The following is a 13900-nucleotide window of genomic DNA, read 5'->3' as shown; positions in this document are numbered from 1 at the left end:
GATCATGTTGCAGCAAGTGTCACGCCCAGCCCAATCATCGTCCGTTTCAGCCGGAGTGAGCTCCCCCGTCGTTCTGGTGGTGGATGACGATGCGGCGGTCCGCGAGGGCTTGAGCGAGCTGATTTCGTCGATCGGGCTGACCCCGGTCTGCTTTGCATCGACCCAGGAATTCTTGGACTCGTGGGACCCGGACGAGCCCGGCTGCCTCATCCTCGACGTGCGCATGCCCGGTGCCAGCGGGCTCGATCTTCAGCGCCGCCTTGCGGCCAGCGGCAACACCAAGCCAATCATCTTCCTCACCGGGCACGGCGATATCCCGATGACCGTGCAGGCCATGAAGGCCGGCGCCGTCGATTTTCTGACCAAGCCGGTCCGTGACCAGGTGCTTCTGGACGCCATCACGGTCGCGCTCGAGCGCGACCGCTCGCAGCGGGCGACCTGGGAGGTCGCGAAACGCAACGCTGAACGCCTTGGATTGCTGACGCCTAGGGAGCGTGCCGTTCTTGTCGAGGTGGTGCGTGGACGCCTCAACAAGCAGATCGCCCACGACTTCAGCATCAGCGTGGTGACGGTGAAACTTCACAGGAGCAACGCCATGCGGAAGATGCAGGTCGCGACCGTCGGCCAGCTGATCCGGGCATGGGGAACCCTGCCGACGCCATTGCGGCAAGCGCGGGAATGAGCCGTTCCCCATAGAATGCTCGGGCGGTTTGTTCCCTGAGTTCCCCCCACCGCATGGATCGCGGGCACGTTGGCAGCACTTGTTTTCATGCCCTCCGTGGAGTTAGCGCCGGCACCACGCGGATGACAACGGCTTGGCTCATTGCGAGCCATCCCCAGATATCCTGCATTAGGGGGTAGACCACGAACGAACAGCGCGCTATATGCCCATCCGTTCGCCGACGGCTTGCAAAGCCGACTGCCGATTATGACTAGTCAGGCGCTATTCGCTTGCCTTTTCAAAGTCTTCGGTGGGGGATAGTTTAACGGTAGAACTGCGGACTCTGACTCCGTTAGTCCAGGTTCGAATCCTGGTCCCCCAGCCAAATTTTCGGCGACGAACGAGCGATCATCGACATACAGGATCTGGCCCGCCTCGCTCGGCGGCCATGCGGTTAATATTATGTAGGAGAGCTTGGCCTCCGCTGCCGGCTGCTCGTCGGCCAACTTCCAAAGCCTAGTTCCCGCCCGACGAATGCCGCGCATCGCGTGCGCGTAACGGATTCAAGCAAAGGATTTATGGGCACGCCGAACGAGGGACGTCGTCGGCGTCGGTTGATGATTGAAGACCCGCGATCGCCCCACCTATCGTCACATCGAACGGTTGCTGCCACGACGATCCCGTGACGAGGTCTGACAGGTGGCCGGGTGCGCTTTGCTCGCAACCATGCGGGGCACATCGCCCATCCAAATGCCGATCCACGGCTGCGCCCAACGCATGACGAATTGTCATGAGAGCTCCGCAACAGGCGCATGGCAGCATCGATTAAAGGCCATATAATACCACTATTGCGAACTGAGTGATGTTCATGCGCCGGGCGGAGTGCGTTTCAGTCGATTGACGTCACGCTGCGGCATGCAACCCACTCAGTGCTGCCATGCAGCATATCGGCTTTTGCATCGCACCAGATCGCTTATATTCACTGGCATACAGAATGCCTTTGATTGGAGGCTCCCATGAGCACCGTGTCGCTTTCCCGTCGTACTTCCCCTGACTTCCTCTCGCGCGCCGTCGAGGCCGTTGTTGCCTTCTTCGACGCCGTCAGCGAAGGCCGCCGTATCGCCCAGCGCTATGAAGCCCTGTCGCGTCTGTCCGACGCCGCCCTCGCCCGTCGCGGCCTGGCTCGTCAGGACATCGCTCGCGCCGCCGTCTCCGGCTGCTGAGCTGCTAGCGACTCGTTCGCAGCCGAATGGATACGCTGTCGGCCAAACCGGCAGCGTCCATTACTGTCAGTCGGACGAACCCCTCGGTCGTCGGTTGCCAGAGGAAGACGCCGGACGCATCCGTCGTGCCGGCCGGTATGCCGTCGACGAACACCGTTAGCCCCTCCCCGCCGCGTATCTTCAGCGGTACCGGATCCGACGGCTCGATATCGAGGGTCGCACCGGATGGCGGGAAGGCAATTTGCGGCTCCTTTCCGGTCCCGATGCCAGTATCATGTGGCTGGAAACGTCGCAGAGGTGGCGGCAGTTCGATGTTTCGCACCGTCAACGCTTCGCGGGGCGGCGCCGACAGTGAAGCCGGACGAACCGCGATGCGCGCAAGGGCGTCGAACAGCAGCGGCGCTGCCCTCTCCCGACCGATCATTCCGGGTACCGGCTGGCCATCCGGCCGACCAATCCATACCCCCACCGTCCTCAGCCCGTCGAACCCTACCGACCAGGCATCGCGATAGCCGAAAGACGTCCCCGTCTTGAAGGCGATCAGCCCGCCGCGCGCATTGCGGGGCGGTGGTGAGCCCGCCAATGTCTGCGCCAGATACCAGCTGGCGACCGGCGATAGAATCTTCCTGCTTCCCACGTCCGGCCGCATTAGCGCGTCATCGAGCCTTCGGCGCGGCGGATGGACGTCGCCGCCATTGCCGATGGCGGCGTAGAGAGCCGTGAGCCCCTCCAACGTCACCCCGGCGCCCCCCAGCCCGACTGCCAGTCCCGGCACCTCGCCCGGTGGCAGCTTGAGTTCCACCCCTGCCGCGTTCAGTCGGCTGGCGAGGCGCTGCGGCCCCACCGCCTGCAGAAGCGCGATCGCCGGCACGTTGAGCGACATTTGCAGCGCCCGCTTCACCGGCACCGTTCCCTGGTAGTCGAGGTCGAAATTACGTGGCCGATAAGCGCCGAAACGCATCGGCCGATCCTCGATCAGCGTCTCCGGGTGGACGAGGCCATCCTCGAAAGCTATCCCATAAATCAACGGCTTAAGCGTCGATCCCGGCGAGCGGAACGCCCGCGTGAGATCGACGGCACCCGCGCGGGAGCGGTCCTGCGGGTCGGCGCCGCTGATGCGGGCCAGCACCTCGCCGGATGCGTTGTCGACAACCACCATGGCGAGGGAAACGCCGGGCTCCAACATTGCCATGCGCTCGGCGGCCAACGCTTCCAGCCGCTCCTGCAGGGCCGCATCGATGGTCAGGCGGTGGACGGAAAGGGTCGGACGCTCGCGGCGTGCCGTCTCGGCGGCGTGAAAGGCGAGGTTCGGAAGCTCCCGGCGAGCGGTGGGGAGATCGGCGGCGAGTGCGAAGCGCGCCTCGGCTTCGCCGAATAGCCCTGTCTTTTCAAGCCGTTCGATGACACGATGGCGCCCGGCGCCGGCGGCGGTTGGCTGGCGGTCCGGCCGGCGCGCCTCGGGGGACTGCGGCAGGGCGACCAGCAGTGCCGCCTCGGCCAATGTCAGGCGGCGCGGCTCCTTGCCGAACCAGGCGAGACTGGCGGCGCGCACGCCTTCGAGATTACCGCCGAACGGCGCCAAGCTCATGTAAAGCTTCAGGATTTCAGCCTTGCTGAGCCGCGCTTCCAGCTCGATGGCGCGGCGCATTTCGGCGAGCTTGGCCGCCAGCGTGCGGGCGGGCCGGGGTTCCAGCAGGCGGGCGACCTGCATGGTCAGCGTCGATCCACCGGAGACGACGCGGCCATGGGTCACGAACTGCCAGGCCGCACGCAGCAGAGCCAGTGGATCCACGCCGGCGTGATCGTAAAAACGCTTGTCTTCATAAGCGATTAGCATGTCGACATAGCGCCGGTCGATGCGTTCGGGATCGGCGGCGAGGCGCCAGCGACCATCCTGCAGCGCGAAGGGGCGCAGCAGCCGGCCGTCGCGGTCGAGCACCTCGACCGAGGTGGCGATGGCCGGCGGTGGCGGGGCGGCGGCACGCACGCCGACGAGCCAAGCATATGATCCGCCTATGAAAATCACCCCCGCCAGCAGGGCGGCGACCGCACAGCGCTGCCAGAGCGGGTGCGGGTTATCGCTCACCGCCCGCGCTCCCTGACCACCGTGGTGCCGGCCTCGGTGCGGGCGAAACGGCCGGGGCGGTACATGTCCTCCACCGTCGCCGGGGGATGCGCGTAGTTGCCCGGCGAGACGGCGCGCACGATATAGGCGACACGCAAAAGTTCAGCTTCTTCAGAGCCTTGGGTCCGGTCTACTGCCGCCATGAAATGGGTGTCGCGGAACTCGGCATGGGCGGTCTCGGTGGTATCCCCCAGCCAGGCGAGCGCGCCGGCATCCGAGCCGACCGCCAGCGCCGGGTTATCGATCTCGAAACCGGCGGGGAGCCAGTCGACGATCATCACCTGGGAGGGGGCGTATTCGTCTTCCTGGGCCTCGATGACCACGACAAGACGTTGATTTTGCTGAACGTTCGACGGGTCGGCCGGGTTGCCGGCGAGGTCGAAATAGGAGCGTTTCAGCGAGAACCCGTTGGCGGCGGCCGGCTCAGGGCTGGACGGCGGACCGTCGATGCTGACGGCGACGTCGACCGGCGCCGCGCCGCGATTGGTCAGGATAGTGCGGTGTGCAGTGAGGCCAGCCGGCTCGAAAATCCGTTCGAACAGGCCAGAATGCGCGGTGCCGTCGATGTCGAGGCTGACACCCCTGCCCTCGCGGGCGGCGCGGGCGGCCATCAGCAGCCAGGCATCCTCCTGCGTCGAGGTGGCCGTGACGTCGTTGCCGATGGTCACGGCGCGGGCGCGGGCGGTGCGCGCCGGACCGGGGAAGCCCCCCTCGGCGGCGAGCGTCGCCACCCCGGCGGCGTCGCGCAGCTGCGAGCCGAAATCGGCGCGGCCGAGCAAATCGGCCTCCGGCTGCTCGGGCAACAGCTCCAGCGCGGCGGCGAAGGCCTTCTCCGCCCTCCCCTTGTCGCCGAGCAGGCCGAGCGCGGCCGCGATGTTGCCGCGCGCGAAGGGCGAGGAGACGTCGCCCATCTTGGCGTCCGCGACGTAGCGCAGGTCGCCGAGCGGGGCGCGGCCGTTGCGGGCGAGCACATAGATAGCATAGGCGGCGCCATCGTCGGTGGCACCGTCATTGGCATAGGCGAGCGCGTTGCGCAGCCGGTCGAGGGCGAGGCGGAACGGCACGTCCGGCACCGCGAAGCCGCGCTCGCGGGCGCGGGTGAGGAAGTCGGTGACGTAGGCATCGAGGAACAGGTCGTTGCCGCCCGCCTGCCACAGCCCGAAGGAGCCGTCCGAGCCCTGCCGCGCCACCAGCCGGGCGATGGCGTCGCGGATGGTCTTGCCGGGATCGTTCTTCAGGTCGAGCCCGGTCATTAAGTCAGAACTTTTGGCCAGTTCGGCGGCATAGAGCAGCGGCATGGCGCGGCTGGTCAGTTGCTCGGAACAGGCGAAGGGATAGCGGTCGAGCGCCACCATCGGCGCCGGCACGTCGAAGGCGGGATCGCCGCCGGCCGAGACCGTCACCCGTCCGGTGCCGGGCACCAGATCGGCGACGAGATCGCCGCTCAGCGTCAGCGAGGCGCCGGTGGCGAGCGCGGTCACGCTGCGGCGGGAAATGGCGGGATAGGCCGGGCGCACCTCCAGCGCGTAGTCGCGCACGATGCTCAGCCCATCCGGCCCGCCGAGGCGCACCGAGACACGGGCCGGGCCGATGCCGGTGCCTTCCAGCGGCACCTTGAGGTTCTGCCGGGCGCCGGGCGCCAGCGTCACCTTGGCGGCGGCGGCGCCCAGCTTCACCGGTCCGTCCGTCACCAGCGACAGGGAATAGTCACCGGCCGGGCCATCGACATTGTCGAGGGCGAGGTTCAGCGTCGAACGGTCGCCGGCGCCGAGGAAGCGCGGCAGCGTCGTGGTCGCCACCACTGGGTCGCGGACGACGACATCCTTGCCGGCATGGCCGACCGCCTCGCCGGACCACGCCACCGCCATCAGCTTGGCCGTGCCGTCGAAGGCGGGGACGGCGAAATCGATGTTCGTGCGGCCCTGCCCGTCCAGCTTCACCGGGCCGGAGAACAAGGCGAGCGGCGGCTGGGTCGGCGGATCGGCCTGCAAGCCGCCATCCATGGCGTCGCCACCCGAGCGCAGCCGCCCGCGTGCGCCGAGCATGCCGTCGATCAGCTGGCCGTAGAAGTCGCGCACCTCAGTTCCGAGCTGCCGCTGGCCGAGATAGAAGCCATCCGGATCCGGCGTCTTGAAATCGGTGAGGTTGAGGATGCCGACATCGACGAGGGCGAGAGTGACATAAGCCTCCCCCGCCCCGTTGCCTTTCACCTGCACGGGCACGGAGAGCGTGGTCTCCGGTCGGATGCGCTCCGGCGCATCGAGCGCCACCTCCAGCACCCGCTTCGCCCGGTCGACGCCGAACCAGGCGAGGCCGATGGCGCGGCCGGGATTGCGGCCGGCGGCGACATCGAGCGGGCGATGCAGGAAGGCCAGCGCATAGGCGCCCGGCGCCCAGCCCGCCGCGACGTCGAAACTGACCGTCGAATCGCCGGCCGGCACCTCCAGCGTCTTCGACGCCAGCACGCCGTCGCCGACGATCAGCACGGTGGCCGAGCCGGCGGTACGGCTGGTCATGTGCACGTCGAGCCGGTCGCCCTCGGCATAGTTCGGCTTGTCGAGGGTGAGTTCCAGCCGGTCCGGAGCGTCGGCGGTGGCGCCGCCGCCCCAGCCGGCCTCGAAGGAGACCGCGGTGGACAGGCGGGTGGCGCCGGCGCCGGAGGTCACTTCCAGCCGGTAGCGGCCCCACTCCACCGGCACGTCCAGCCGCGCCGGCTTGTCGGCGGCGAGGTCCAGCGTGCCGTCGGCGACCTTGCGGGTCGCCTGCACCGGCTCGAAGTCCCAGCTATTGCCGACCCGGTACCATTGGTAGCGATTCTCGATGCGGTACAGCGTCCAGGCGACGCCGGCGGCGGCCTGCTGCTTGCCGGCAGGGTCGACGAAGGCGACCTCGACGGCGGCGCTGGTGCCCTCGGCCGGGCCGGAGCCGGTCCACAGCGGCTTCACGCCGATGCCGGACACCGACGCGGCCACCGGCAGGGTCAGCGAGCGGCGAATGGCGCGGCCGCCGCCTTCGTCGAGCTCGACGAAGATCTCGGCCTCCAGCGGCTGGCCGGTGGTCTGCGCCGCCGGCAAAGCAGCGGAAAGGCTGGCCTTGCCGGCCGAATCGGTGACGCGGATGTCCGGCAGCGGCTCGCGCACGGCGGTGAAGCCGTCATCGGCGCGGCCGAAGCGCCAGCCCGCCCAGCCGGGACGCTCCTTGGCCACCTTCAGCTCGATCTCGCCGGACACGTCGAGCCCGACGGCCGGCGGGCCGAACAGCCAGCGGCCCTCGACGGCGATGGCAACAGGGACGCCGGGGGCGATCTGCTTCGCTGAAGTCGAGAGGTCGAGGGCGAGCCGCTCGGGGACATAGTCCTCGAGGAGGAAGGTGGCGGAGCCGACCGGGGCACCGCGCGGATCGACATAGGCGTCGACGCGCCAGGTGCCGGTCATGGCGCCGGCCATCAGCTCGAAGGCGGTGGCACGGCCGCCGGCGCCCTGGTCGTCGACGAGGGCGCGGCGATCCTCGACGCCGTCCGGGCGCTTGAGCACCAGCGTGAGCGGCACGCCGGCGACCGCCGCGACCTGCGGATTGCGCAGCAGCGCGGTGAGATGCACGGTCTCGCCCGAGCGGTAGACGCCGCGCTCGGTGGTGAGGAAGGCGTCCATGCGGCCGGGCGCGGCACGCCCGCCGACACCGCGATCCGTCAGGTCGAAGGCCTGGTCCTCCAGCGACAGGAAGGCGTAGTCGTCACCCTCCCCCCGCGCCACGACCACCGCCGGCGCGAAGCCTTGCTCGCCGCGGGTGACGGCGGCGTCAAACACAGCCGAGCCGGTGGCATCGGTGCGCGCCGTGGCCAGCACCTCGTTGGACTTGGCGAGCAGGCGAATCTCGGCATTGGCGACCGGCTTCGCCGAGCCGAGCGCGCGCACCAGCACATGCAGGCCGTCCGAGCCCGACAGCGCGGTCATGCCGAGATCGGACACCACGAACCACTGCGCCGAGCGGGTCGAGTAGTCGTCGTCCGGATTGGCGGCGTCGCCGGCCGGGCGGGCGGCGAGCACATAGACGCCGGGCTTCAGCGTCCCCACCGCCTCGTCGACCGGGAAGGCGGTGGTGGTGTCCTCGTTCAGCGGCGAGGCGGTCTCCAGCTCGCCGGAGAACACCAGCTCGGCCTGGCCGTCCTTCAGCTGCGACAGGTCGTAGGAGCCGAGGTCGCGGCGGAAATCGCCGTCGAGCGCGGTGGGAATCAGCGAGCGGTCGCCGATCCGCAGCACCTCCACGGCCACGCGCGAGGTGTTCACCGTCACCACCGGAATCGCGCGCGGGCCGGTGCGCGGCAGCACATAGGCGCGCCCGGTGAAGCGCACGCCGGGCTTGCGGTCGCGGACATAGATGGTCAGGTCGGCGGTGTTCTGCAGCTTTTCCGCCGGGATGACCGACGGCACGCCGGCACGCAAGGTGAGATCGTAGGCCTCGCCATGACGCAGCCCCTCGATGCAGAGCTGCTGGCCGTCCACCGACACCGCCGGCTTGTCGACCGCGCCGCCGGGACCCGACAGCGCGACGAAGGAGGCGAAGTCGACCGGGCCCTTCGCCAGCTCCTCGGAGAACTGCACGCACACGCGGGGGTTCGCCGCGTCCGAATCGACGGTGTAGTCGAGCATGCGGAAGCCCTGCTCGGCGCGCAGCTTGTCGTAGAAACCGTGCTCGGCCGGCACGTCGCTGACCGTGAGCGCCAGCGCCAGCGTGTCGAGGGCGGCGCGCCAGAGCGAGCGCTCGGCATAGAGATGGCCGAGAGCGAACAGCGCGTCGGCCTGGCCGTTGCGCGTCGTCGCCTTGCGGTAGGCGAGGAAGGCGGCCGCGCTGGCACGGTCGAGAAAGGTGTCGGCGCTCTCGTCCTGGTTCGGCTTGATGCGGGTGAGCGCGCGCGACAGCCGCATCCACAGGCCGGCATCGTCCGGGGCAAGGCGCACCAGCCGGGAATAGAGGCCGGCCGCGGCGCGGGCATCGCCGGCCTGCAAGGCGGCGTCGGCGTCGCGGCGCAGCTGGGCGGCGGGCTTTTCCAAGGGCACGCGGTCGCGGTCGACCAGCGACTGCAGGCGGCGGGCAGATTCGACGAGATCGGGACGGCTATAAGTCTTCGGCAGCGCCGGCTCGGGCGCCGGCTGGACGGCGACGGGCTTGGCCGGTGCGCTCGCCGCCGGCTTGGCGGGCGGGACGGGCGCGGTCTTGGGCGGGGCGGTCTGCGCCATGGCGGCGCCGGCGAGGAGGGCGAGGACGAGCGGCGCGGCGAAGGCCCGCACCAGCGTCGCGGGACGAAGGGCTGCGGACATCTCGACTCTCCCCGGGGCGTTTCCTGCCGATATTTTTTGCCGTCTCGCCGGCTGCAGCGGCGCGCCACTCTCCGCCGTGCGAGCGACGGTCGGGTGACGTGGCGCGAGGATAGGCCGGAATCGGCCGGCTCGCCATGTCCGTTCCGCCCCGTTCCGTGCGCTCTCGGGGCGCGGGCACGCATGACATGCCGGTGACACGGCGCTGTGGGCACAGGAGCGGGCACAAGAGATTGCTGCGCCAGCGCCATTGAATAGCCGGGCGCGCTTAGGTATACGGGCCGTCACCCAAGCGGGAGGCCTGCCGGGACGAGAGTTCCGACGGGCGCACTCCGATTCACATCGTGGCCGGACGCGGCCACAGAGACCAGAGGCATTCCATGTCTTCCACGTTCGAGACCGTCGCCAACATCATCGCCGAAACCTGCGATATCCCGCGCGAGAACATCACGCCCGAGAGCCACGCCATCGACGATCTCGGTATCGACAGCCTGGACTTCCTCGACATCGCCTTCGCCATCGACAAGGCGTTCGGCATCAAGTTGCCGCTGGAAAGCTGGACGCAGGAAGTCAACGAGGGCAAGGCGACCACCGAGCAGTACTTCGTGCTCAAGAACCTGTGCGCCCGCATCGACGAGCTGATCGCCGCCAAGTCCGCCTGAGCGGACTGGCACGGCATACGAGCAGGCGCAAGCAGACATGCGGCTCGAATATTTCCAGATGGTCGACAAGGTGCTGGCTCTCGATCTCGAGGCCCGTACCCTCAGGACGGCCAATACCGTTCCGGACAAGAGCCCGATCTTCGAAGGGCACTTTCCCGGCCATCCGCTGCTGCCGGGCGTGCTCCTGTTCGAGATCATGGCCCAGAGCTGCGGCATGCTGCTGCTCCGGCTGAACAATTACGACCGCATGGCGTTCCTCGCCTCGGTCGACAAGGGCAAGCTGCGGACCTTCGTCGTGCCCGGCCAGGTCATCGAGGTGTTCGCCGAGATGGTGCATGACGGCTCCGGCTATGCGCGGCTGAAGGCCGAGGGGCGGGTCGAGGGCAAGCTCGTGTGCAATGCCGAGGTGACCCTGAAGACCATGCCGTTCCCGGCCCCGGAGCTGCGCGGCTACCTCCTCGAAACCGCCGAGCGCATCGGCATGCCGATGGGCGCCCCGGCCGAACTCGGCTCCGCCGCCCCGGCGAGCGCAGGAAACCTTACGCATGTCTGACCGTCGCGACGTCTGGATCACCGGCATCGGGCTCGTCTCGTCGCTCGGTGAAGGGCTGGAGGCCCACTGGGCGGCGCTGAACGAAGGCAAGCCGGTGGTCGACGAGACGGGCTTCGCGCCCTATGTCGTCCACCCGCTGGCCAAGATCAATTTCGACAGCCAGATCGCCAAGAAGGGCGATCAGCGGCAGATGGAGCCCTGGCAGCGCATCGGCACCTATGCCGCCGGGCTGGCGCTGGATTCCGCCGGGATCAAGGGCAACAAGGACATTCTCGGCACCACCGACATGGTGGTGGCAGCCGGCGGCGGCGAGCGCGACCAGTCGGTCGACGGCGCCATCCTCACCGAGATCGAGAAGCAGCCCAAGCCCGACGTGTTCCTGAACGAGCAGCTGCAATCCAACCTGCGCCCGACTCTGTTCCTCGCCCAGCTGTCCAACCTGCTCGCCGGCAACATCTCCATCGTGCACGGCGTCACCGGCTCCTCGCGCACCTTCATGGGCGAGGAAAGCTCGGGCACCGACGCGGTGCGCATCGGCTTCTCGCGCATCGCCGCCGGCACCAGCGAGATCGCCCTGGTGGGCGGCGCCTACAATGCCGAGCGGCGCGACATGCTGCTGCTCTACGCGCTGAAGCATCTCGCCAAGCACGCTCCCTGGTCGCCGGTGCTGAAAAGCGCCAATGGCGTGCCGACCGGCTCGGCCGGCGCCTTCCTGGTGCTGGAGAGCCCGGAGCACGCCACGGCGCGCGGCGCCAGGCCGATCGCCAAGCTGTCGGGCATCTGGTCCGAGCGGGCGCGGCGCGGCGACGAAGGCGCCGTCGAGGCGACGCTGGCGACGATGATCGCCACCGCGCGCGGCGACACCGCCGAGGGCACCGCCATTCTTTCCGCCGCCTCCGGCGCGCCCGAGCCGACCAAGGCCGAGGCGCTGGTGCTGGAGCGCTCCGGCCTGCCGGTACGCTCGGTCACCGACCGCGTCGGCCACGGGCTGGAAGCGCAGATGCCGGTGGCGCTGGCCATCGCGGCGCTCTCGGTCGCGCAGGGCCGGCTGTTCCCGCCGCTCGCCGGCGAGACGCTGGAAAAACCTTTCGATGAGGCGCTGAAGCGTGTCATCGTCACCGGAGTGGGGCATTGGCGCGGGGAAGGCGTGGCGCTGGTCGAGAGCGTCGACTGAGGGCCGTTCCGCAAGGGCCGAGGAACCCTTGCGACCGGAACGGATTTCAGCCGACCGCCTCTAAGGCGTTTTCTTAGCGATCCGGCATAAGGGCCTGATCGACAAGAGCTAAAACCGCACAGGGGAGCACTACGCTCCCGAGGAGCACATGATGGCGTCCTATACCGACAAGGCCGGTCGGCCGATCGTCGTCGTCACCGGCATGGGCCTGGTGACGTCGCTCGGCCAGGGCAAAGAGGACAATTGGGCGAAGCTCACCGCGGGCCAGTCCGGCATCCACCGCATCACCCGCTTCCCGCTCGATTCGATGCGCACCACCATCGCCGGCACGGTCGACTTCCTATCCGAATCGGGCCGCACCGCGCCGGACCTGTCCGAGCAGCTGGCGCAGCTCGCCGCCGACGAGGCCATCGACCAGTCCGGCATCGGCTCGAAGGGCAATTTCCCCGGCCCGCTGTTCTGCGCCGTGCCGCCGATCGAGATCGAATGGCCGCAGCGCCGCATCCTCGCGCAGGAAGCCGCCGCCAACGCCGCCGTGACCTATGACGACCTGTTGCGCGCCGCCGAGACGCACCAGCACGGCGCCTGGCACGAGCGCTTCCTCTACGGCTCGATCGCCGACCACCTCGCCGACCGCTTCGGCACCCGTGGCCAGCCGATCTCGCTGTCCACCGCCTGCGCCTCCGGCAACACCTCGATCCAGCTCGGCGTCGAGGCGATCCGCCGTGGCGACTGCGACGCGGCGCTGTCCATCGCCACCGACGGCTCGGTGACCGCGGAAGCCCTCATCCGCTTCTCGCTGCTCTCGGCGCTGTCGACCAACAATGAGAAGCCGGAAGCGGCGTCGCGTCCGTTCTCCAAGAACCGCGACGGCTTCATCATCGCCGAGGGCGCCGGCGCGCTGGTGCTGGAGAGCCTGGAGCACGCCGTGGCGCGCGGGGCGAAGATCCTCGGCGTGGTCGAAGGCGTCGGCGAGATGGCCGACAGCTTCCACCGGACCCGCTCCTCGCCGGACGCCAAGCCGGTGATCGGCTGCATGCGCGCCGCGCTGGCCGATGCCGGGGTGAGCCCGGACGAGATCGACTACATCAACGCCCACGGCACCTCGACGCCGGAGAACGACCGCATGGAGTTCACCGGCATGAGCGCGGTGTTCGGCGAGCGGATCGGCTCGATCCCGCTGTCCTCCAACAAGTCGATGATCGGCCACACGCTGACCGCTGCCGGCGCCATCGAGGCGGTGGTGTCGCTGCTGACCATCCAGAACGGCCGCATCCCGCCGACCATCAATTACGAGACGCCGGACCCGGCGATCCCGCTCGACGTGGTGCCGAACGTCGCCCGCGACGCGCAGGTGAACCGGGTGATGTCGAACTCGTTCGGCTTCGGCGGGCAGAATGTGTGCGTGATCATGACGGGCGAGCCGGCGTGAGCGCATCCCGCGTTCTCGTCACCGGCGGCGGCCGGGGTGTCGGCGCCGCCATCGTCAAGGCGCTGGCGCTTTCCGGCTTCGAGGTGGTGTTCACCGTCCGCACCGCCGTCGCCGAGGCCGAGGCGCTGATCGCCGAGATCAGGGCCGCGCGCCCCGAGGCCGTGCTGGAGGCGCGCCCGCTCGACCTCGCCGACAAAAGCGCGGTCGACGCCTTCGCCGCGCAGGTGGCGGAGGAGCCGTATTTCGGCCTCGTCCACAATGCCGGCATGAGCTACGACACGCTCGCCGCCATGGTCGACCAGGACAAGGCCGAGCGGCTGATGCAGGTCAATTACTGGTCGTTCGTGAAGCTGGCCGGCGCGCTGATCCGCCCGATGTCGCGGGCGCGGGCCGGGCGCCTCGTCGCCATCGGCTCGATCGCCGCCGATGTCGCCAATGCCGGCAACGCGATCTATGCCGGCTCCAAGGCGGCGTTGGGCGGCTATTGCCGCACGCTGGCCATCGAGGGCGCCCGGCGCGGCGTGACGGTGAACGTCGTCGCCCCCGGCTTCGTCGACACCGAGATGCTGGCGCCCTATGCCGCCTACCGCGCCAATGTCGAGAAGCAGATCCCGGCCGGGCGTTTCGCCAGGCCGGAGGACGTCGCGTCGGTGGTGGGCTTCCTGCTCTCGCCCGGCGCGGGCTATGTCACCGGCGCGACACTGCCGGTTGACGGCGGCCTCACGGCTGCTCTAGCCATCCAGCGCTGAATTTTA

General features: G+C 68.9%; 9 protein-coding genes and 1 tRNA gene. 8 read left to right on the top strand and 2 right to left on the bottom strand.

Annotated features, from left to right (window positions below):
* The first annotated feature begins 4 nt into the window (after positions 1-4).
* From LGR54_RS05350 to LGR54_RS05340, 3 genes are all read left to right on the top strand, one after another.
* Positions 5-682 carry a response regulator transcription factor gene (locus LGR54_RS05350; protein ID WP_230360942.1) on the top strand — a complete coding sequence of 226 codons (678 nt, stop codon included), beginning with the start codon at positions 5-7 and terminating at the stop codon, positions 680-682.
* A 290-nt stretch (positions 683-972) separates the two neighbouring features.
* Positions 973-1046 (top strand) — tRNA-Gln (locus LGR54_RS05345).
* Positions 1047-1677: 631 nt separating this feature from the next.
* Entirely contained in the window at positions 1678-1884 is a 207-nt protein-coding gene (locus tag LGR54_RS05340) for a DUF1127 domain-containing protein (protein ID WP_230360941.1), read from the top strand.
* A gap of 4 nt (positions 1885-1888) precedes the next feature.
* On the opposite strand, the gene pbpC is transcribed toward LGR54_RS05340, so the two are convergent.
* Positions 1889-3970, bottom strand: coding sequence for a penicillin-binding protein 1C (gene pbpC, locus LGR54_RS05335; RefSeq protein WP_230360940.1), 2082 nt, complete (start codon positions 3968-3970; stop codon positions 1889-1891).
* A complete protein-coding gene (locus LGR54_RS05330) occupies positions 3967-9327 on the bottom strand; it encodes an alpha-2-macroglobulin (RefSeq protein ID WP_230360939.1) in 5361 nt (1786 codons plus the stop codon). The genes pbpC and LGR54_RS05330 overlap by 4 nt, the downstream gene beginning before the upstream one ends.
* A gap of 377 nt (positions 9328-9704) precedes the next feature.
* Between LGR54_RS05330 and LGR54_RS05325 the strand changes: the two genes are divergently transcribed.
* From LGR54_RS05325 to LGR54_RS05305, 5 genes are all read left to right on the top strand, one after another.
* Positions 9705-9986 carry an acyl carrier protein gene (locus tag LGR54_RS05325; protein ID WP_213360002.1) on the top strand — a complete coding sequence of 94 codons (282 nt, stop codon included), beginning with the start codon at positions 9705-9707 and terminating at the stop codon, positions 9984-9986.
* Between the two features lie 37 nt (positions 9987-10023).
* The gene (locus tag LGR54_RS05320) at positions 10024-10539 is read left to right on the top strand and encodes a 3-hydroxyacyl-ACP dehydratase FabZ family protein (RefSeq protein WP_230360938.1); all 516 of its coding nucleotides are present in this window, start codon (positions 10024-10026) and stop codon (positions 10537-10539) included.
* Positions 10532-11713, top strand: a complete 1182-nt coding sequence (locus tag LGR54_RS05315; RefSeq protein ID WP_230360937.1) for a beta-ketoacyl-ACP synthase — start codon at positions 10532-10534, stop codon at positions 11711-11713. The genes LGR54_RS05320 and LGR54_RS05315 overlap by 8 nt, the downstream gene beginning before the upstream one ends.
* 151 nt (positions 11714-11864) lie before the next feature.
* Positions 11865-13145, top strand: a complete 1281-nt coding sequence (locus LGR54_RS05310) for a beta-ketoacyl-ACP synthase (protein WP_230360936.1) — start codon at positions 11865-11867, stop codon at positions 13143-13145.
* Complete coding sequence (locus LGR54_RS05305) at positions 13115-13894, top strand: SDR family NAD(P)-dependent oxidoreductase (protein WP_230360935.1); 780 nt, start codon at positions 13115-13117, stop codon at positions 13892-13894. The genes LGR54_RS05310 and LGR54_RS05305 overlap by 31 nt, the downstream gene beginning before the upstream one ends.
* The last annotated feature ends 6 nt before the right edge of the window (positions 13895-13900 follow it).

The sequence above is a fragment of the Ancylobacter sp. Lp-2 genome (assembly GCF_020523795.1).
GTDB lineage: Bacteria > Pseudomonadota > Alphaproteobacteria > Rhizobiales > Xanthobacteraceae > Ancylobacter.
Note: the sequence above shows the minus strand (reverse complement) of the source record. Positions and strands in the feature narration are given on the sequence as shown.

Bases quoted from the DNA above. Each gene is read 5' to 3' on its own strand.
- LGR54_RS05350 (WP_230360942.1), top strand. From the start codon at position 5: ATGTTGCAGCAAGTGTCACGCCCAGCCCAATCATCGTCCGTTTCAGCC.
- LGR54_RS05340 (WP_230360941.1), top strand. From the start codon at position 1,678: ATGAGCACCGTGTCGCTTTCCCGTCGTACTTCCCCTGACTTCCTCTCG.
- LGR54_RS05330 (WP_230360939.1), bottom strand. From the start codon at position 9,327: ATGTCCGCAGCCCTTCGTCCCGCGACGCTGGTGCGGGCCTTCGCCGCG.
- LGR54_RS05325 (WP_213360002.1), top strand. From the start codon at position 9,705: ATGTCTTCCACGTTCGAGACCGTCGCCAACATCATCGCCGAAACCTGC.
- LGR54_RS05320 (WP_230360938.1), top strand. From the start codon at position 10,024: ATGCGGCTCGAATATTTCCAGATGGTCGACAAGGTGCTGGCTCTCGAT.
- LGR54_RS05315 (WP_230360937.1), top strand. From the start codon at position 10,532: ATGTCTGACCGTCGCGACGTCTGGATCACCGGCATCGGGCTCGTCTCG.
- LGR54_RS05310 (WP_230360936.1), top strand. From the start codon at position 11,865: ATGGCGTCCTATACCGACAAGGCCGGTCGGCCGATCGTCGTCGTCACC.